Genomic DNA, 18626 nt, shown 5'->3' on the forward strand with positions numbered 1-18626 from the left:
GACCCGTCCGCCACACCTCCGACCGTCCGCCACACCCGCGGTCCGTCCGCCAAACCTCCGACCGTCCGCCACACCCGCGGCCCGTCCGCTACGCCTGCGGTCCGTCCGGCGGCCAGGCGTCGCCCCAGTCGGTGTCCCGGGCCGCCTTGTACAGGTCGCCGTGGCGTTTGGTGACCGTACGGCGGCGCAGCTGCTCGTCCGGTTCGCACAGGTCGAGCAGGACCTGTCCCTTGCGGATCTGCGGGCGCCTCACGACGCGGGCGGGCGCGGGGGTGGCGTCCGGCAGGCGGGTGGCGGCGACGTAGCCGAACTTCTCGTCCTCGTAGGCGAGGGAGCCGCCCTTGACCTGTCGGTGCAGCGAGGACCGGCTGACCCGGGCCGAGAAGTGGCACCAGTCCGTGCCGGGCACGATCGGGCAGGCGGCGCTGTGCGGGCAGGGCGCGGCGATCCGGAAGCCGGCGGCGACGAGCCGGTCGCGGGCCTCGATGACGCGGGCGTAGCCGTCGGGGGTGCCCGGTTCGACGACGACGACGCTCTGCGCGGCGCTCGCGGCGGCGTCGACGACGGCGGTCCGGTCGGCGGCGGTCAGTTCGCCGAGGACGTAGGAGACGGTGACGAGGTCGGTCGTGCCGAGGTCGAGCGCGGCGCCGATGCGGGCCCGCTGCCAGCGGGCACCGCGCAGGTCGGGGTGGGCGGCGGCGATCTCCCGGCCCAGGGCGAGCGCGGGTTCCGCCCAGTCGAGCACGGTGACCGGCCGCCGGCCGGCCCAGGTGGCGGCGACGGCCCAGGTCGCGGCCCCGGTCCCACCGCCCACGTCGACGTGGCTGTCCGGCGTCCAGCCGGGCACGGTCCGCGCGAACGCCGCCAGCGCCGAACGCACCGCCTCGAAGGTGGCCGGCATCCGGTACGCGGCGTACGCGGCCACGTCGGCGCGGTCGCGCAGGATCGGGGCGTCGGTGGGGGTGCTGCCGCGGTAGTTCGCGATCAGCCGCTCCACGGCCCCGGCGGCCTGCCGCGGCGGCAGCCCGTCGAGCAGCCCCAGGAGCGCGGCACGGAGGGTCTCCGACGGGAGTACGACGTCGTTCACCGCACGATTCTCTCAGCCCGTCGGGGTGCTCGGCGCCCCGCGGCGGGTGGCCGGGGCGCGCTCACGTCCCGCGTACGGCCCGCGCGAGGCGGGTGGCCGCCGCCGCCCGCGGGCGGTTGTCGGGGCGCCGTCTGCGGGGGTGCACGGTGGTGGCCAGCAGCACCAGGAAGGTGTCCGTCGCCGGGTCGAGGACCACGGAGGTGCCGGTGAAGCCGCAGTGGCCCGCCGCTCCCCGTCCGGCCAGCTCGCCCATGAACCACGGCTGGTCCACGGCGAAGCCGAGACCGGGCGGGGCCAGGAGGAGTTCGACGAAGTCGGGGCCGAGGATGCGGGCGGACCCGTAGGAGCCGCCCGCGAGGAGCGCGCGGCAGAAGACCGCGAGGTCGGGAGCGGTGGAGAACAGCCCCGCGTGCCCGGCCACTCCGCCCAGCGCCCAGGCGTTCTCGTCGTGGACCTCGCCGCGCAGCATCCCGCGGTCCGCCTTGGCCCAGGGCCGCCGCTGGTCCTCGGTCGCCGCCGCGCCGGGGCAGGGGCCGAAGCGGGTGTCCGTCATGCCGAGCGGGCGGGTGATCCCCTCGTGGATCAGGTCGTCCAGTGAACGGCCGGTGATGCGCTCCAGGATGTGCTGGAGGAGCAGCAGGTTGAGGTCGGAGTACGTGTAGGTGCCGGGCACCCCCACCGGCGGCTCGGCGCGCAGCCGCGCGAGCCGGGCGGCGTGGTCCGGGCAGTCGTACAGCGGGATCTCGGGCCGCAGGCCGGAGGTGTGGGTGAGCAGCTGCCGTACGGTGACGCCGTGCGCGGCGGCGGCGTGGAACTCCGGCAGGTACGCCCCCACGCGCGCGTCGACGCCCAGCGTGCCCCGTTCGATCTGCTGCATCGCGGCGACCGCCGTGAACAGTTTGGTGACGGAGGCCAGGTCGAAGGGGGTGTCCACGGTCATGGGGACCCGTGCTTCGGTCGGGAGTTCGATGCCGCGGTCGGTGTCGGGGTCGTAGGACGCGTACCGCAGGGCCCAGCCCGCCGCATGGGTCACGGCGATCACCGGGCCGCGCCCGGCGACCACGACGGCGCCCGCCGCCCAGGGGCGCTTCCCGGCGGTGAGGGCGTGCACCTCGCGGACGAGTTCGTGCAGTTCGGCGGGGTCGAGCCCGGCCCTGGCCGGAGTGTCCCGGCGCAGTCTCGACGCGCTCAGCTCTCCGCTCCCTCTGTTCCCTCTGTTCCCTGCGCCGGTTCCGCCGGCGTGGACGCGTTCCACGGACGGCACATTCCCAGGAAGCAGCCCAGCGCGACCACGGCCGCCGCCAGTTGGACCACGGCCATGGGCACGGCGGTGTGCTCCCCGGCGATCCCGACGAGCGGGGAGGCGATCGCGCCTATCAGGAAGGAGGACGTGCCGAGCAGCGCGGAGGCGGAACCGGCGTTGTGCCTGGTACGCATGAGCGCGAGCGTCTGGGTGTTCGGCATGGTGATGCCCATCGCGGACATGAGCACGAACAGCGCGGCGGCCACCGGCACGAGGCCCACCGTTCCGAAGGCGCCCGCCGCCATCAGCAGCAGCGCGGTCGCCGCCACGATGACGACCACGAGTCCGGCCCCCAGCACCCGGTCCATGCGGACCCGGCCGACCAGCACCTTGCCGTTGATCTGGCCGACGGCGACCAGCCCGATCGAGTTGAGCCCGAACAGCAGGCTGAACGTCTGCGGGGAGGCGCCGTAGATCTCCTGGATCACGAACGGCGACGCGGACACGTAGGCGAACAGGGAGGCGAAGGCGAAGCCGCCCGCGATCATGTAACCGGTGAAGACACGGTCGGCGAGCAGCCGCCGCATCGAGCCCAGCGCCTCGCCCACACCGCCCTCGTGCCGTTCGGAGGGCGGCAGGGTCTCCGGGAGCTTCGTCCACACCACCGCCGCCAGCAGCGCGCCGACCACGGTGAGGACGACGAACACGCCCCGCCAGTCCGTCACCCGCAGGATCTGCCCGCCGATCAGCGGCGCGACGATCGGCGCGACCCCGGAGATCAGCATGAGCGTGGAGAAGAACCGGGCCATGGCCACGCCGTCGTACAGGTCGCGGACGACCGCCCGGGCGATCACGATGCCGGCCGCGCCCGCCAGGCCCTGCGCCAGCCGGAAGGCGACCAGGATCTCGACGTTCGGCGCGAGGGCGCACAGCGCGGTGGCGAGGACGTAGACGGCGAGTCCGGCGAGCAGCGGGCGGCGGCGCCCCCACCGGTCGCTCATCGGGCCGACGACAAGCTGTCCGAGCGCCATGCCGGCCAGGCAGGCGGTCAGGGTGAGCTGGACGGTCGCGGCGGGTGCGTGCAGGGACCGGGTGACCTCCGGCAGCGAGGGCAGGTACATGTCCATCGCGAGCGGGGGCGTGGCGGTCAGGCTGCCGAGGATCAGCGTCACCAGGAGACCGGCCCGGCGGGCGGCGCGGACCGGTGGCGGCGTGGGCGCCGGTGGCGGCGTAGGTGCCGGTGGCAGCGTGGGTGCCGGCGGTGGCGGGGGTTCGGGTCTCGCCCGCGGTACGGCCGTTTGCCCCGCGGCCGGCTTGTGCGGTGCCGACGCCCCACCCTCGGACATGTGTCCCTCCCTCTCCGACTGGTCCGCCACCTATGCTCTCAGCTCGTACACCGTGCCGAGGAACGCATGAGCGAGGGTGGGGTCCGGTAATGCCTGGAATATCCGCTGGGGCGTCTGCTGGAACGTCCGGTGGGGCGTCCGGAGGGGCTCGTGACGGGGCGTCCGGTGGGGCACCTGACGGAGCGTCCGGTCGGGCAACCGCCGGACCGTCCGGCCAGGCATCCGCCGGTGCGCCCGGTGGGGCGGAAGGGAAAGTGCGCTGGGGGATCCTGGCCACCGGCGGGATCGCCGCCGCGTTCACCGCTGACCTGGTGGACCTGCCGGACGCCGAGGTGGTGGCGGTGGCCTCGCGCCGCGCGGAGCCCGCCGAGGCGTTCGCGGAGCGGTTCGGCATCGAGCGGGCGTACGGCACCTGGGACGAACTGGCGCGGGACGCCGGCATCGACGTCGTCTACGTCGCCACCCCGCACGTCGCCCACCGCGCCGCCGCCGGTCTGTGCCTGGAGGCCGGGCGGAACGTGCTGTGCGAGAAGCCGTTCACGCTGAACCTGCGCGAGGCCACGGAACTGGTCGCGCTGGCCCGCCGCCACGGGCGCTTCCTGATGGAGGCCATGTGGATGTACTGCAACCCGCTGGTGCGGCGGCTGAAGGCCCTCGTCGACGACGGGGCGATCGGTGACGTGCGCACCGTGCAGGCCGACTTCGGACTGGAGGGGCCCTTCCCGCCCGCGCACCGGCTGCGCGACCCGGCCCTGGGCGGCGGGGCGCTGCTCGACCTCGGCGTCTACCCGGTCTCGTTCGCCCACCTGCTGCTCGGTGAGCCGTCGGACGTCACGGCGAAGGCCGTGCTCTCCGCCGAGGGCGTCGACCTCCAGACCGGCGCCCTGCTCTCCTGGGACGGTGGGGCGCTGGCCCAGCTGCACTGCTCCATCACCGGCGGTACGGGAACGACCGCCTCGGTCACCGGCTCCCGGGGCCGCATCGACGTGCCGTCCGGCTTCTTCCACCCGGAGCGGTTCGTGCTGCACCGCGACGGCCGCGACCCCGAGGAGTTCACGGCCGATGCGGCCGACGGCCCGCGCACCAGCCTGCGGCACGAGGCGCTGGAGGTGATGCGCGCCCTGCGCGCGGGGGAGACGGAGTCGCCGCTGGTGCCGTTGGACGGCACGCTCGCGGTGATGCGGACGCTGGACGCGGTCCGGGAGCGAATCGGGGTGCGCTACCCGGGGGAGGCGGCGGAACCCGAACCCGAACCCGCGGCGCTCGTGTGACGTGCCGCTGCCGCACATCGCCCGACATCCGTATGGCGGACCTGGGATTCCGTATGGCGGACCGTACTCGTACGCTCCGGTGCCATGACTGAGACCCCATCGAAGATCGCCGTGGTGACGGGCGCGGGCTCCGGCATCGGCCGGGCCGTCGCCGTGGAACTGCTGCGCGCGGGCTGGTCCGCGACCCTGGCGGGGCGGCGCCCGGAGCCACTGGAGGAGACGGCGGCCCTCGCCCCCGGGGCCGCCTCGCTCGCCGTACGCGCCGACGTGGCGCGCCCCGAGGACGTGACGGCACTGTTCGCCGCGACCGTCGAACGGTTCGGCCGGGTGGACCTGCTGTTCAACAACGCGGGCACCTTCGGCCCCGGCGGCGTCCCCGTCGAGGACCTGTCGTACGAGGCGTGGCGGCACGTGGTGGACACCAACCTCAACGGGGCGTTCCTGTGCGCGCAGGCGGCGTACCGGCAGATGAAGGAGCAGGACCCGCAGGGCGGCCGGATCATCAACAACGGCTCGATCTCGGCCCACACACCCCGGCCGCACTCGGCGCCCTACACCGCCACCAAGCACGCGCTGACCGGCCTGACCAAGGCGCTGTCGCTGGACGGACGGCCGTACCGCATCGCGGTCGGGCAGATCGACATCGGCAACGCGGCCACCGACATGACGGTCCGGATGCAGACCGGCGCCTTGCAGGCGAACGGCCAGGTGGCGCCGGAAGCCGTGATGGACGTCGCCGACGTGGCACGCACGGTCCGGCACATGGCGGAACTGCCACTGGAGGCCAACGTGCAGTTCGCGACGGTGCTCGCGACGACGATGCCGTACGTGGGCCGGGGCTGAACGCGACGACGATGCCGTACGTGGGCCGGGGCCGAACGCGGGACCCGGACCGAGCGCGGGGCGCGCTCCGGCGCGCGCGGCAGCCGTTCCACGGCCCGGTGCGCACCCCGCGTCTCGCGCGGGGTCCACCCCCAGCCGGTGCCGTGGAACGGCTGCCGCACCCCTCCCCTGAATGTGGCCGAAGGGAGCACCGGCCGGGTCCGGACGGTCGGGACGGTCCGGAAAGCCTGGACCGCCCGGGCAGACCAGGCGCCCCAGGCAGACCAGGCAGACCAGGCAGCCCGAAAAGTGCGGACCGTCCGGACAGTCCGGGGCGGCGGACGCTCGGTGCTCCAACTGTGAAACTCTGGTGAAGGAGAGGTCGAGCATATGCCGTCGACCGGCTCGCACGGCGCGGAGTTACCTATTCCGCTTGTGTAGATCGCGGCCCGGTCCCGGGGACTCCGGGCGCGCTCCGCTCCTCAACGGCGGTGGCGGCCCCCCGAGTCCTGCGCCCGCGCCGCGGTCCGGCGCCTGCGCAGCGCCCACACGCCGCCCGCGAGCAGAGCGGCCGTGCCGCCCGCCCCCTCCAGCAACCGCGAGGCCGAGGGGCCGCCGGCCGCGGAGTCCGTCGCCCCCGCTCCGGACCCGGCTGCGGCCTTGGGGCCGGGCGCCCCGCCCGCCTTCGCCCCGCCCTCGCTCAGCGGTTCGACCAGGGTACCGACCGCCCGCGCCGAACCGCCCTGCGCGAAGCCCCAGTCGAGCAGCGCGGCGGCCTCCTCGTAGACGGCGTTGCTGCCGATCCCGGGGTGCATCACGGTCACGAGGAGGGTGCGGCCACCGCGGACCGCGGCCCCGGTGAAGGTGTTTCCGGCGTGGGTGGTGTAACCGTTCTTCACCCCGATCATGCCGTCGTACGACTTCAGGCCCCACGAACCGGTCAGCAGGCGGTCGGTGTTCTGGATCTGGAACGTCTTCTTCCGGCCGGCCGGGAAGTCCGCGGTGCGGGTGCCGCAGTAGCCGCGGAAGTCGGCGTTGCGCAGTCCGTGCCGGGCGAACAGGGTCAGGTCGTAGGCGGAGGAGATCTGCCCGGGGTGGTCGAACCCGTCCGGGCTGACCACGTGGGTGTCCAGGGCCTGTAGATCCTCCGCCTTGGCCTGCATCTGCGCGACCGTGCGGGCGACACCGCCGTTCATGTGGGCGAGGACGTGCACCGCGTCGTTGCCCGAGCGCAGGAACACGCCCTGCCACAACTGCTCGACGGTGTACGTGGTCCCGGCCTGGATGCCGACGAGGCTGGAACCGGAGGGGATGTCGGCCAGCTCCGCCTCCGTGACGGTGTGCCGCTCGGTGCGGTCGAACTTCTTCAGCACGGTGTCCGCGAAGAGCATCTTCAGCGTGGACGCGGGTGCGAGGCGCTGGTGTGCGCGGTAGGAGGCCAGGACCTCTCCGGTCGCCCAGTCGGCGACGAGCCAGGCGCGGGCGGAGAGCTTGCCGGGCAGACCGCTCACACCCCGCACCTGGACGCCTGCATGGGCCAGCCGCTCACCGCCGATGACCGTGGCGGGGGCGGCTGGGGCGGCTGGGGCGGCTGGGGCGGCGGGGGCCGCCTGGGTGGCGGCCGAGGCGGGCCCGCCCGAAACGACGGCCACGGGGGCCGCGGCGGCCAGGGCGAGCAGGGAGCGCCGGGACGGCGAGGGGGGCGGAAAGGGGGACGGCCGGGGGGACGGAGAGGAATCGCGCACTCCGGGACCGTACAAAGTGAGAGCGGGCCGGTGCACGACGGGTCTTCAAAGGCTGATCAAAAGATCACCGAAGGAGGGACGCCGTGTCACTCATGTCGCTCACCGCGCCCGGCCTCCCACGCGCCGCCCTTCGCCCGCTCTCCCCTCCCTCCTCCCGCCCTTCGCCCACTCTCCCCTCCCCCCTCCCGCCCTCCCCCCTTCCTCACCTGCCGAGGAGCTGGTCCACCTCCGCGAGCTGCGCGGCGGTGAGCGGCCCCTTCGCGAGGGCGCCCGCGTTGTCCTCGGCCTGGGCCACCGATCGGAAGCCCGGGATCGGCACGGTCCGCGCGCTGCGCGCCCACAGCCAGGCGAGGGCTCCCTGGGCGAGCGTACGGCCGTCGCTGCTCAGGACGGAGCGCACGGCCTCCACGCGCTCCAGCCACCGCGGGTCGGCGCCCGACCCTGCCCGGAAGCCGGGGAGCCAGACGGGCGGACGGCTGCGGATGTCCCCCGCCTCCAGGGGCGCGCCGCCCGCGTGCTTGCCGGTGAGCAGGCCCATGGCGAGCGGGCTGCGGTTGACGCTCGCCTGCTCCGCCTCCTCGCACAGGGCGAGCATCGCGGGCGCGTCCTGGAGCACGTTGAGCGCGTGCTGTACGGCCGTGCAGTGCCGGCCCCGGGCGAAGAGGGCGGCGCGGTCCGGGTCGTCGGTGCTCCAGGCGTACGCGCGGATCAGCCCCTCGCGCACGAACTCCTCGCAGGCGTCGCGGAGTTCCGCGGCGGCTGACGGATCGGCGTCGGAGATGTGCAGCTGGTACAGGTCGATGCGGTCGGTGCCCAGCCGGGCGAGGGAGGCGGTGAGCGCGCGCCGGGCGTACTCGGGGGTGGCGTCCTGGCCGTCCGCGGTCCGGGTGCGCTCGTCGAAACGGTTGCCCCACTTCGTCGCGACGACGACCTCGTCACGGCGGCCGGCGAGGGCCCGCCCGAGCAGCCGCTCACTGTGCCCACAGCCGTAGACGTCGGCCGTGTCGAAGAAGGTGATGCCGAGATCGAGGGCGCGGTGGATCGCCCGTACGGACTCCTCGTCGTCGACCTTCCCCCAGCCGCAGGGCTGCCCGTCCGGGGTCTGCCACTCCCCGCCGACGGCCCAGCAGCCGAAGCCGAGCGCACTGACCTCGATACCGCTGCGTCCGAGCACCCTGGTCCCGGTGAAGGCGGTGGTCCCCGTCAAATCGGGGTTGGTGTTCTCCATGGCCGAGGACGCTAGGAGTTGAAGCGCACACGAGCGCAAGGGCTCCCGCGCACCGCGGGCTCGGCGGACACGCGGGGCGTCGGCTCGGCGGACACGCGGGGCGCGGGATCGGCGGACAGCCGGGGCGTCGGCTCGGCGGACAGCCGGGGCGTCGGCTCGGTGGACGGCCGGGGCGCGGGATCGGCGGACAGCCGGGGCGTCGGCTCGGTGGACGGCAACGCCCTCTCGGCCGACGTCACACCACGTCAGGCAGGCCCCTGCCCCTGCCCCCACCCGAACGCCACGCAGGACGGGCCGGCGCGACACGGGAGTGGGAGGGTGCAGAAAAGCTCCTCAGCCCAGCTTGCCCCTCTTGATCCTATTGAGCCCTTCCATCCGTTCTTCATCCCTTCCGACCCTCCCGGGGAGTCACGGTGACCTGTTACGACCGGCGTGATCTCGGCCTGCTGCTGCTCCGCCTGGGGACGGGCGGCGTCCTGGCCGCGCACGGCGCGCAGAAACTGCTGGGCTGGTTCGGCGGGGCCGGCCTGGAGGGAACAGGCCGGTTCATGGAGTCCGTCGGCTACCGTCCGGGCAGGGCGAGCGCGACGGCGGCGGGCCTCGCGGAGGCGGGCGGCGGTCTCCTGCTGGCCCTGGGCCTGGCCACCCCGGCGGCGGGCGCGGCGGCGGCCGGCGCGATGGCTGGCGCCGCGGCGCTGCACGCCCCCAACGGGTTCTTCGCGCAGAGCGGCGGCTACGAGTACGCCGCCTCCCTGGGCCTGACCGCCACCGGCCTCGCGGTCACCGGCCCCGGCCGCCTCTCCCTGGACCACGCCCTCGGCCACACCGTCAACCGCGGCTGGATGGTCCCCGCCGCCTTCGCGGCGACGGCCGCGGGCACGGCGGTGGTCCTGGGCGCCCGGGTCAGGCACCTGCGCCGGCAGAAGGAGGGACGGCAGGAGACCCTGTTCGAGGGCGAGGGATAGCGGCGGCAGGCTCGTCCCGCACTCGACCCGTTCGCCCCACGTCCGGCCGATTCGTCCCGCACTTCTTCCCCTCCCAAGGCCATGGGATGCTGCGCCCATGACCGACCCCGACCCGGACCGCCCCACCGCCGAGCCCTGGGCATCGATCGACGCCCTGTGGGCCTGGCTCGACGACCACCGCGCGCACGACTCCCGCGAGACCCTTCTCATCCGGATGCTGAAACTCTCCGAGGAGGTCGGCGAGGCCGCCCAGGCGGTCATCGGCGCGACCGGCCAGAACCCCCGCAAGGGCACCACGCACACGTGGCAGGACGTCGAGGCGGAACTGTGCGACGTGGTGATCACGGCCCTGGTCGCCCTGCGCACCCTCACCCCGGACGCCCGAGAGGTCTTCGACCACCACCTGGCAAGGGTCAGGGAACGGTCCCTGGCGACGAAGGGGACGGAGAAGATGACGGAGACGGACGGAACGGCCCAGAGCTGACGCCCGGCAGCGGGGCCGGCGGCCCGACCGACCCTGGGGAAGGACAACAGCAGACGAGTCGGGCTGTACGCCGGGTTCTGTTCCGGAGGGTCCTCGCGGGCCCTCCGGCGACGGCCATCCATCTAGGGCCGGCGTTGCCGCCGGCCTCGTGCGGTCTACCCGCGGACTCGGGCGGGCAGCCCTCGAACGTCCGCGCAGAGCGCTTTTGACGGCGCTCCTCTTGACCTTGCTCCGGGTGGGGTTTACCTAGCTGCCCAAGTCACCTTGGGCACTGGTGGTCTCTTACACCACCGTTTCACCCTTACCGAGCACCGAAGCGCCCGGCGGTCTGCTTTCTGTGGCACTGTCCCGCGGGTCACCCCGGGTGGCCGTTAGCCACCACCCTGCCCTGTGGAGCCCGGACGTTCCTCGGGAGGTTCCCTCGCGGGAACTTCACGCGGCCGCCCGCCCGGCTCGTCTGCCGTGCCGACCATGATACCGGCCGGGAAGGGGGCCGGGCACCGGGACGTGGTCTCGTCACGCGGTGGGGGCGGGGAAGGCGCGTTCCAGGGCGTCGAAAGCGGCGGTCGGGCGCCGGCGGTGGTCGTCGACGATGCCGGCGGCCCGCTCGCCCGCCAGCAGGCGGCCCGCGGAGGTGGCGCAGACCGTGCGGTACGCGGCGACGGTCAGGGCGGCCAGGAGCCGGGGCTCGGGCGCAGGTCCGGTGCCGTCTCGGCGAGGGCGGCGGGAACGGCCCTGCTCGCCGGGGGAGGAAGCGTGACGAGGACCGCGTACGTGCTGCTGCGGCACGAGCTGCGACTGCTGGGCAGTCTGGCGCTGTGGGTGGGCCGGCGCACCCACGCCGGGGGCGGCGGAAGGACGTTCGGGCACGCCCGCGGGCAGGGGGCGAGCATGTTCGGACTGGCTTTCGTGTGCGTGATCGAGCTGCTGGGCACGTCCGTGATGCTGCGCGACTGGCCCACGGTCGAACAGGCCATGCCGGTGCTGGACGTGCACACCATCCTCCTCGTGGCCGCCCTGCACGCCGCCTCCGCCGTCCGCCCCCACGTGCTCACCGCGGACACCCTGCGGATCCGCCGGGCCGCCCACGTCGACCTGCGCGTACTGCTGGAGCGGATCGCCTCCGTACGCCGTGAGACGTGCACCCCGAAGTCGCGGCGGACCGACGGCGAACTGGAGCTGGCGGTGAACGGGCAGACCACCCTCACCCTGGAACTCACCGAGCCGGTCGCGCACACCACCTTCTTCGGCCGTCGCCGTCAGATCCGCGTGGTCCGGTTTTCACGCGGACGAGCCCGCCCGCCTGGTGGCGGCCCTCAGGCGGGGGTGAGGCCGCGTCCGGCCGCCCGCGCCAAAAGGCACAGCGCCCTCCCCGTACGCTGACCGGGAGCCCTACCCGAAGGAGAACCCGTGCTCGTCCTGCTGCCGCCCTCCGAAGGCAAGGCCGCTCCCGGCCGAGGCGCCCCGCTGAAGCTGGACTCGCTGTCCCTGCCGGGGCTCACCGAGGCCCGCAGGGCCGTGCTCGACGAGCTGGTCGACCTCTGCTGCGGCGACCCCGACGCGAACGACAAGGCGCGCGAGGTGCTCGGGCTGAGCGAGGGGCTGCGCGGCGAGGTCGCCAAGAACGCCGGGCTGCGCACGGCGGGCACGCGGCCCGCCGGTGAGATCTACACCGGTGTGCTCTACGACGCCCTCGACCTGGCCTCCCTCGAGACCGCGGCCAAGCGGCGCGCGGCCCGCTCGCTGCTGGTCTTCTCGGGGCTGTGGGGCGCGGTCCGGGTGAGCGACCGGATCCCTTCCTACCGTTGCTCTATGGGGGTGAAGCTGCCCGGGCTCGGCGCGCTGGGCGCGTACTGGCGCGCTCCGATGGCCGCGGTGCTGCCCGAGGCGGCCGGCAGCGGGCTGGTGCTGGACCTGCGGTCCGCCGCGTACGCCGCCGCATGGAAGCCGAAGGGCGAGGTGGCCGGGCGGACGGCGACCGTGCGGGTGCTGCACGCACCCACCCGGAAGGTGGTCAGCCACTTCAACAAGGCCACCAAGGGACGGATCGTCCGGAGCCTGCTGTCGGCCGGGGCCGCCCCGGCGGACCCCGCCGAGCTGGTCGAGGCGCTGCGCGGCCTCGGGTACGAGGTGGAGGCCCAGGCCCCCGCGGGGGCGGGGCGGCCCTGGTCGCTGGACGTACTGGTGGCCGAGGTCCACTGAGGTCCGCTGACGGGAGCGGCATTTCGTAGGCGTTGCATCATGTGCAACAGCCTTTGCGCAGGGTGTTCCGGGCGGGCAGGATGGCGCCATGCCCGCATCTCTGCCTGCCTCCGTACTGGACCTCGCCCCCGTCCTGCCCGTCGTCGTCCTGGAGGACCCCGCCGACGCGGTGCCCCTCGCCCGGGCACTGGTCGCCGGGGGGCTGCCCGCGATCGAGGTGACCCTGCGGACGCCGGCCGCGCTGGAAGGCATCGGGGCCATGACCGCCGAGGTGCCGGACGCCGTGGTGGGCGCCGGTACGGTCGTCACGCCCGCGCAGGTGGCCCAGTGCGTGGACGCGGGCGCACGGTTCCTGGTCAGCCCTGGCTGGACGGACACCCTGCTGTCGGCCATGACGGCGTCCGGTGTGCCGTTCCTGCCCGGGGTGTCGACCGCGTCGGAGGTCGTGGCGCTGCTGGAGCGCGGGGTGCGCGAGATGAAGTTCTTCCCGGCCCAGGCGGCGGGCGGCACGGCCTACCTGAGGTCGCTGGCCGGTCCGCTCCCCCAGGCGCGCTTCTGCCCGACCGGGGGCATCGGGCCCGGTATCGCCCCCGAGTACCTGGCGCTGCCCAACGTCGGTTGCGTGGGCGGCAGTTGGATGGTCCCGGCGGACGCGCTCGCCGCCCGCGACTGGCCCCGGATCGAACGGCTGGCCCGCGAGGCGGCGGGGCTCAGCGCAGGTGGGACGTGTCGTTGAGGAGCCGGACGCTCGCGTTGCCGTCCGCGTAGTACGCCACCGCCGACAGCGAGGCCGCCGAGAGTTCCATGCGGAACAGGGACTCCGGCGGGGCGCCGAGGGCGAGACGGACGAACGTCTTGATCGGCGTCACATGGGTGACGACCAGGACGGTGCGCCCGGCATGGGCGGTGACCAGCCGGTCCCGGGTCGCGGCGATCCGCACGGCGGTCGCCGTGAAGCTCTCGCCGCCGCCGGTGGGTTCGGCGTCCGGGGAGGCCAGCCACGCGTTCAGGTCGGCCGGGTGGCGTTCGCGCACCTCGGCGAAGGTGAGCCCCTCCCAGGCCCCGAAGTCGGTCTCGCGCAGCCCGTCGTCGACCGCCACCGCAAGGCCGAGGCGGGCGGCGACGATCGCGGCGGTCTCGCGGGTGCGGGCGAGCGGGGAGGACACCACGGCCTGGATCGTGCCGCGCCGGGCCAGCGCCCGCGCCGCCTTCTCGGCCTGCTCGCGACCGATGGCGGAGAGCGAGGGATCGGTGCCGCCGCTGCCGGAGAACCGCTTCTGCGGGGTCAGCGGCGTCTCCCCGTGGCGCAGCAGCACGAGCGTGGCCGGCGCCCCCAGGTCAGCGGGCGCCCACCCAGGCGCGGCAACGGCCTGCTGCGCCTCTGCAGCGTCCGGTCTCGGCCCGGCGACGGCGGCCCGCGCGCCGGAGACCGCCCGCGCGGCCCGCACGTCGGCGTCGGCCCGCACGTCGGCGTCAGCCCGTACATCGGCGTCAGCCCGTACATCGGCGGCGGTTCGCGCGTCGGCGTCGGCCTTCGCGCCGGAGGCGGCGCCTTCCGCGTCTGCGGCGACGGCCTGAGCGCCACCGGCATCCTGCGCTTCGGCAGCGGCCGGCCCCGGCACGCCTGCGGCCCGCGGGCCTGAGGCGGCGCCTGCGGGCCCGGTGCCGATCGCGACGCCCTCCTCATCGGTGGCGGGGGGCTGCGCCCCGGCGGTGCCGGGCCTGTCGGCGACGGCGCCGGACATCGCCGTACCCGCGGCGTCCGAGGCGGGTGCCGCGCCCGATGCACCTGACGCGTCCGATGCGTCCGACGTGTTCGATGTGTTCGTGCGGGCCGTCGTGGTGGGTCGTGCGGCGGCGGCCGGTGCCTCCGCCGCCCGCGTCCCCGCGTCCAGTTCCGCCGTGGACGTCGACGGCGACCACTGCTCGCCCCGAGCGCCCGCGTCCATCGCCTCGTTGGCGAGGCGGTCGGCGTGCTTGTTGCGCTCGCGCGGGATCCACTCGTACGTGACCCGCTCGGCCGGGTGGGCGCGGGCGGCCTCGGCGGCGAGCGGTCGCAGGGCCGGGTGCTTGATCTGCCAGCGGCCGGACATCTGCTCGACGACGAGCTTGGAGTCCATGCGGACGTGCACCGTCGCCGCCGGGTCCAGGCCGTGCGCGGCCCGCAGGCCGGCCAGCAGGCCGCGGTACTCGGCGACGTTGTTGGTGACGGTGCCCAGGTACTCCGCGGCCTCCGCCAGCACCTGGCCCGTCGTCGCGTCGAGCACGACCGCACCGTAGCCCGCGGGCCCCGGGTTGCCCCGTGACCCGCCGTCGGCCTCGACGATGAACTCCCGCACGTCCGCGGCTCCTTCGGCGCCTAGAGGCCCGACTCGGCGGTGCGCACCAGGATGCGGCGGCAGTTCTCGCAGCGCACGACCGTGTCGGCGGCGGCGGCGCGGACCTCGTTCAGCTCGGTGATGGCCAGCTCCTGGCGGCAGCCCTGGCAGGTGCGCTGGTACAGCTTGGCCGCGCCGATGCCGCCCTGCTGCTCGCGCAGCTTGTCGTACAGCTTGAGCAGGTCGGCGGGGACGGAGGCGGCGACGACCTCGCGCTCCTTGGTCACGGAGGCGGCCTCGCCGTCCAGTTCCTCGAAGGCCGCGTCACGGCGGGCGGCGGCGTCGTCGGCCTTCGCCTGGACGGAGCCGACGCGCTCGGTCAGCTCGGCGACCCGCTCCTGCGCGGACTCGCGGCGCTCCATGACCTCCAGGACGACGTCCTCCAGGTCGCCCTGGCGCTTGGCGAGGGAGGCGATCTCGTGCTGGAGGTTGGCCAGGTCCTTCGGGGAGGTGACCGCACCGGAGTCCAGGCGCTGCTGGTCGCGGCCGGCGCGGGTGCGCACCTGGTCCACGTCCTGCTCGGCCTTGGTCTGCTCGCGGGCGCAGTCGCTCTCCTCGGTCTGCGCGGCCACGAGCAGGTCGCGCAGCTGCGTGAGGTCCTTGGTCAGCGACTCGATCTCGGCGTGCTCGGGCAGCGACTTCCGCTTGTGCGCGAGCTGCTGCAGGCGGACGTCGAGGGCCTGGACGTCGAGGAGTCGGATCTGGTCGGCGGGCGCGGCGTTCAGTTGGGGGCTCCCGGTGTTTCGTCGGTGGTGGCGGTGGACGCCGCGTGGGCGGTCCAGGGGTCGGTGACCGTCTTGGAGACGTGGACGCGCAGGCCCCATCCGTGCCGGTCGGAGATCTCGTCGAGCTGTGCTGCGGCCAGCTCGCACCAGGGCCATTCCGTGGCCCAGTGCGCCGCGTCGAGCAGCGCGAGAGGACTGTGGGCGCGGGCCTCGGAGGCCGGGTGGTGGCGCAGGTCCGCGGTGAGGAAGGCGTCCACGCCGGCGGCCCGTACGTGGTCGAAGAGGCTGTCGCCGGAGCCGCCGCTGACGGCGACCGTGCGGACGACCGCCTCGGGGTCGCCGGCGACGCGGATGCCCTGCGCGGTCGCGGGCAGCCGCTCGGCGGCGCGGGCGGCCAGTTCGCGCACGGTCAGCGGGTGGTCGAGTGCGCAGACCCGGCCGAGTCCCCGGCGGCCCTGCGGGTCGCCCGGGTCCGGGACGAGGGGCCGTACGACCCTGAGGTCCAGCGCCCCGGCGAGGGCGTCGCTGACGCCCGGGTCGGCCGTGTCGGCGTTGGTGTGGGCCACGTGCAGCGCGATGTCGTTCTTGATGAGGGTGTGCACGACGCGGCCCTTGAAGGTGGAGGCCGCGACCGTCGTCGTACCGCGCAGGTAGAGCGGGTGGTGGGTGACGAGCAGGTCGGCGCCCAGCTTCACCGCCTCGTCGACGATCTCCTGGACCGGGTCGACGGCGAACAGGACCCGGCCGACCTCCTGGCCGGGGTCGCCCGCGACGGTGCCGACCGCGTCCCAGGACTCGGCCCGCTCGGCGGGCCACAGGGTCTCCAGCGCGGCGATGACTTCAGACAGACGGGGCACGGGTGCAAGGCTACCTGGGTGTTCGGCGCGGCTGAACCGGTGCCGCCGCCTCGGGGGGAGCCGTCCGGGCCGGGGTCCGGCCCGGGGGTCCCGTGGTGGTTCCGTCGGGGTCCGGTGGGGGCGCGGTCGGGGTCGGTCGGAGCAGGTCGGGGGCCGGCCCGCAGATCCCGTCAGGGTTCTGCCCGGCTTCCGCTCCGCTTCCGCCCGGAGCCCGCCCCGCTTCCGCTCGGAGCCCATCCGGAGCCCGGCCGGGCCACGCCGCGTCCGGTCCGGGGGTCCGTCCGGGGCCCGTCGGGGCCCGGTCCCATCAGGGTGGGTCCCGACGGGGTCGGTCCCGTCGGGGGTCCGTCCGGGGCTCGGGGTCGCACAGCAGTTTCGTTTTCCTTCAGCACAAACGTTCCGCTCTTCTCAGGCGAATCGTTCCTGGGCCACCCGTATGTGTGAAGCGCCCGCCCGCCGGTCCTCCGCCTGTGCGTACGAAAACTAGCGTCCTCACAGGAGGTGACCGAGCGATGACAGTCTGTGCCTCTCCGGGGCTCTCGGCAGCACTTGAACAGGAGGGCGCCCCACCGCCTTCGGCGGCGGGCGAGGACGGCGCGAGACCGGCGGCGGGCTGCGCGATCACGGTGGACGGCGCGTACGCCGCCCGGCTCACCCGCAGCGGCGGCTCCTGGTACCCCGAGCGCTGGACGCTGGACGGTCCCGAGCCGTACGCGGTGCCGCTGCCCGCCGACCAGCCCGAGGAACCCGGCACCGAGGTGCAGCCGATGAGCGACGGCCGGGTCCTCATCCGGCGCCTGGTCGAGGGCCGCCACACCTTCTCCCTGCTGTACCCCACCGACCCAGGCACCGGCGAACTGCCGCTGGGCGCCGTCGAGTGCCCGGACCGCACCCGGATGCGGCTGCTGCCCTGCGCACCCGGCGGCGAGCGGGCGTACGCGCTCGCGGTGGGACCCCTGTCCTCGGCCGTGTGGCTGGTGGCGGGCGGCGCCTTCGGGCCCGAACTGCTGGCCGAGGTGCCGGGCCACTGCTCGGGCGGGGTCTGGCTGGACCGGGCGGGGCGGATGCTGGCCCTGGACCGGCGGACCGGCGGGCGTACCAAAGCGGTCGCGGTGGACCTCGGAGGTGGCGGAGAGGTGTCGCCGCTGCTCCAGATCGCGCCGCACAGCGACGACCGGCTGCTCCTGGCCGACCCCGACAGCGGGCTGCTGCTGATCCGCTCGGACGCTCCCTCCCCCGGGCGGGCCCGGCTGGGGTGGGGGGTGCTCGGCAGCACGTTGCCGGTCCGGTTCCCCCGGTGCCTGCAACTGCCCGACTGCGTGGTGACGCCGTTCGCGGTCCAGCCGGGGCAGGTGCTGACTCCTGAGCAGTGCGCGGTGGCGCTGCGCTGCGACGGCCCGTTCGGCGACTGGGTCGGCGTGTGGCGGCCCGCGGAGCGGCGGCTACGTCACGTGTCCGCGCCCGAGGGGTGGCTGACCGGTGCCGGGGTGTGGACGGACGGGGGCACGCTGCGGCTGCCGTTCAGCACGGGCGCGGTGCCGTGCGGGGTGGCGCGCTGGACCGCCTCGGCGAGGGAACCGGCGGACGCGCGGGCGGCCCTGCCCGGCCCCCTGCCGCCGGCCCTCCCCCCGGTCCCCCCGCCGGCCCTTCCGTCGCCTCTTCCGGCGGCTCTTGCTCCGGCCGCCCGCCCCGGGCCCATGCCTCCCGCCCTCGCGCCCCTTCCGGTGCCGTTCCCGGCGGCCCGCCGGGCGTCCCCGGGGATCCGCGGGGCACGGTGGGTGCCGGTGCGCCGCGCGTCGGCACTCCCGGCCCCGGCGGGCGCAGCGGACGGCGGACCTGAGGGCGGCCCGGACGGCGGGCCGTGGGACACCGACCCCGGCGACGGCAACCCACACCCCGTGCCGCCCGCGCAGACCCCGCGGGCAGCACAGCCCTCGCACGCACCACAGCCCTCGCATGCACCCCAGCACTCACACGCGCCACAGCACTCACACGCGCCACAGCCTTCGCAGACACCGCAGGGTCCGCACCAGCAGACGGTCGGCCCGCACACGGCGAACGCGCAGGCCACGCACCCCTCCGCCGCCCTCCCGACCTCCGCCCCGCTCCCGCCCGACGGCCTCCCCCAGCCCCCGGAACCGGAGCCTCCGACACCGGTCGTCCCCCGCCCCGTGACCCTCCAACAGGCCGCGCGCACAGGGCGGATGACGGGCCCGGTGACAGGGCGCGTAGCGGGCAGGTAACGAACTCGTGCCGGTTGGCGTGGCCGCCTG

General features: G+C 74.8%; 17 protein-coding genes and 1 other RNA gene. 8 read left to right on the top strand and 10 right to left on the bottom strand.

Annotated features, from left to right (window positions below):
- Positions 1 to 88: 88 nt before the first annotated feature.
- From ACFC02_RS06710 to ACFC02_RS06720, 3 genes are all read right to left on the bottom strand, one after another.
- Complete coding sequence (locus ACFC02_RS06710) at positions 89 to 1087, bottom strand: small ribosomal subunit Rsm22 family protein (protein WP_376353170.1); 999 nt, start codon at positions 1085 to 1087, stop codon at positions 89 to 91.
- Between the two features lie 61 nt (positions 1088 to 1148).
- Positions 1149 to 2351: a serine hydrolase domain-containing protein gene (locus ACFC02_RS06715; RefSeq protein ID WP_376353173.1), complete on the bottom strand. Its 1203-nt coding sequence runs from the start codon at positions 2349 to 2351 to the stop codon at positions 1149 to 1151.
- Complete coding sequence (locus tag ACFC02_RS06720; RefSeq protein ID WP_376353176.1) at positions 2276 to 3676, bottom strand: multidrug effflux MFS transporter; 1401 nt, start codon at positions 3674 to 3676, stop codon at positions 2276 to 2278. The genes ACFC02_RS06715 and ACFC02_RS06720 overlap by 76 nt, the downstream gene beginning before the upstream one ends.
- Before the next feature lie 254 nt (positions 3677 to 3930).
- Between ACFC02_RS06720 and ACFC02_RS06725 the strand changes: the two genes are divergently transcribed.
- Complete coding sequence (locus ACFC02_RS06725) at positions 3931 to 4947, top strand: Gfo/Idh/MocA family protein (protein ID WP_376353179.1); 1017 nt, start codon at positions 3931 to 3933, stop codon at positions 4945 to 4947.
- A gap of 84 nt (positions 4948 to 5031) precedes the next feature.
- Positions 5032 to 5790 (top strand): SDR family oxidoreductase, encoded by a 759-nt coding sequence (locus ACFC02_RS06730; protein WP_376353181.1) that lies wholly within the window; start codon positions 5032 to 5034, stop codon positions 5788 to 5790.
- A gap of 461 nt (positions 5791 to 6251) precedes the next feature.
- Here the strand turns inward: ACFC02_RS06730 and ACFC02_RS06735 are convergent, their stop codons facing one another.
- Positions 6252 to 7514, bottom strand: coding sequence for a D-alanyl-D-alanine carboxypeptidase family protein (locus ACFC02_RS06735; protein ID WP_376353184.1), 1263 nt, complete (start codon positions 7512 to 7514; stop codon positions 6252 to 6254).
- A 202-nt stretch (positions 7515 to 7716) separates the two neighbouring features.
- The gene (locus ACFC02_RS06740) at positions 7717 to 8742 is read right to left on the bottom strand and encodes an aldo/keto reductase (protein WP_376353186.1); all 1026 of its coding nucleotides are present in this window, start codon (positions 8740 to 8742) and stop codon (positions 7717 to 7719) included.
- A 413-nt stretch (positions 8743 to 9155) separates the two neighbouring features.
- Here ACFC02_RS06740 and ACFC02_RS06745 point away from each other — a divergent pair, with 413 nt between their 5' ends.
- Positions 9156 to 9707: a DoxX family membrane protein gene (locus ACFC02_RS06745; protein ID WP_360968603.1), complete on the top strand. Its 552-nt coding sequence runs from the start codon at positions 9156 to 9158 to the stop codon at positions 9705 to 9707.
- 97 nt (positions 9708 to 9804) lie between these two features.
- Positions 9805 to 10191, top strand: coding sequence for a MazG-like family protein (locus ACFC02_RS06750; protein ID WP_376353189.1), 387 nt, complete (start codon positions 9805 to 9807; stop codon positions 10189 to 10191).
- A gap of 50 nt (positions 10192 to 10241) precedes the next feature.
- On the opposite strand, the gene rnpB is transcribed toward ACFC02_RS06750, so the two are convergent.
- Together rnpB and ACFC02_RS06760 are read right to left on the bottom strand one after the other, a co-directional pair.
- An RNA gene (rnpB, locus tag ACFC02_RS06755) (RNase P RNA component class A) lies at positions 10242 to 10647 on the bottom strand.
- A 60-nt stretch (positions 10648 to 10707) separates the two neighbouring features.
- Positions 10708 to 10980: a hypothetical protein gene (locus ACFC02_RS06760; RefSeq protein WP_376353192.1), complete on the bottom strand. Its 273-nt coding sequence runs from the start codon at positions 10978 to 10980 to the stop codon at positions 10708 to 10710.
- Here ACFC02_RS06760 and ACFC02_RS06765 point away from each other — a divergent pair.
- The 3 genes from ACFC02_RS06765 (at position 10948) to ACFC02_RS06775 (ending at position 13129) form a co-directional block, all read left to right on the top strand.
- Positions 10948 to 11574, top strand: coding sequence for a hypothetical protein (locus ACFC02_RS06765; RefSeq protein ID WP_376353195.1), 627 nt, complete (start codon positions 10948 to 10950; stop codon positions 11572 to 11574). The two genes, ACFC02_RS06760 and ACFC02_RS06765, sit on opposite strands and share 33 nt — an antisense overlap.
- 27 nt (positions 11575 to 11601) lie before the next feature.
- Positions 11602 to 12393 (top strand): peroxide stress protein YaaA, encoded by a 792-nt coding sequence (gene yaaA, locus ACFC02_RS06770; protein WP_376353198.1) that lies wholly within the window; start codon positions 11602 to 11604, stop codon positions 12391 to 12393.
- Between the two features lie 88 nt (positions 12394 to 12481).
- On the top strand, positions 12482 to 13129 hold the full coding sequence (locus ACFC02_RS06775; RefSeq protein WP_376353201.1) for a bifunctional 4-hydroxy-2-oxoglutarate aldolase/2-dehydro-3-deoxy-phosphogluconate aldolase: 648 nt from the start codon (positions 12482 to 12484) through the stop codon (positions 13127 to 13129).
- Here ACFC02_RS06775 and ACFC02_RS06780 read toward each other — a convergent pair.
- Genes ACFC02_RS06780 through ACFC02_RS06790 form a run of 3 tightly spaced genes read right to left on the bottom strand, consistent with a single transcriptional unit; the run spans position 13104 to position 16353 of the window.
- Entirely contained in the window at positions 13104 to 14732 is a 1629-nt protein-coding gene (locus ACFC02_RS06780) for a histidine phosphatase family protein (RefSeq protein ID WP_376353204.1), read from the bottom strand. The genes ACFC02_RS06775 and ACFC02_RS06780 overlap by 26 nt on opposite strands.
- 20 nt (positions 14733 to 14752) lie before the next feature.
- The gene (locus ACFC02_RS06785; protein WP_376353310.1) at positions 14753 to 15496 is read right to left on the bottom strand and encodes a zinc ribbon domain-containing protein; all 744 of its coding nucleotides are present in this window, start codon (positions 15494 to 15496) and stop codon (positions 14753 to 14755) included.
- A complete protein-coding gene (locus ACFC02_RS06790; protein WP_376353206.1) occupies positions 15493 to 16353 on the bottom strand; it encodes a Nif3-like dinuclear metal center hexameric protein in 861 nt (286 codons plus the stop codon). The genes ACFC02_RS06785 and ACFC02_RS06790 overlap by 4 nt, the downstream gene beginning before the upstream one ends.
- Positions 16354 to 16865: 512 nt before the next feature.
- Between ACFC02_RS06790 and ACFC02_RS06795 the strand changes: the two genes are divergently transcribed.
- Entirely contained in the window at positions 16866 to 18596 is a 1731-nt protein-coding gene (locus ACFC02_RS06795; protein ID WP_376353209.1) for a hypothetical protein, read from the top strand.
- Positions 18597 to 18626: the final 30 nt, after the last annotated feature.

The organism is Streptomyces sp. NPDC056160 (genome assembly GCF_042268205.1).
In the GTDB taxonomy this organism is placed as follows: Bacteria; Actinomycetota; Actinomycetes; order Streptomycetales; family Streptomycetaceae; genus Streptomyces.

What these genes read in the sequence shown, in the direction of transcription:
- ACFC02_RS06795 (WP_376353209.1), top strand. Translation starts at nt 16,866, where the DNA reads ATGACAGTCTGTGCCTCTCCGGGGCTCTCGGCAGCACTTGAACAGGAG.
- ACFC02_RS06740 (WP_376353186.1), bottom strand. Translation starts at nt 8,742, where the DNA reads ATGGAGAACACCAACCCCGATTTGACGGGGACCACCGCCTTCACCGGG.
- ACFC02_RS06775 (WP_376353201.1), top strand. Translation starts at nt 12,482, where the DNA reads ATGCCCGCATCTCTGCCTGCCTCCGTACTGGACCTCGCCCCCGTCCTG.
- ACFC02_RS06720 (WP_376353176.1), bottom strand. Translation starts at nt 3,676, where the DNA reads ATGTCCGAGGGTGGGGCGTCGGCACCGCACAAGCCGGCCGCGGGGCAA.
- ACFC02_RS06750 (WP_376353189.1), top strand. Translation starts at nt 9,805, where the DNA reads ATGACCGACCCCGACCCGGACCGCCCCACCGCCGAGCCCTGGGCATCG.
- ACFC02_RS06730 (WP_376353181.1), top strand. Translation starts at nt 5,032, where the DNA reads ATGACTGAGACCCCATCGAAGATCGCCGTGGTGACGGGCGCGGGCTCC.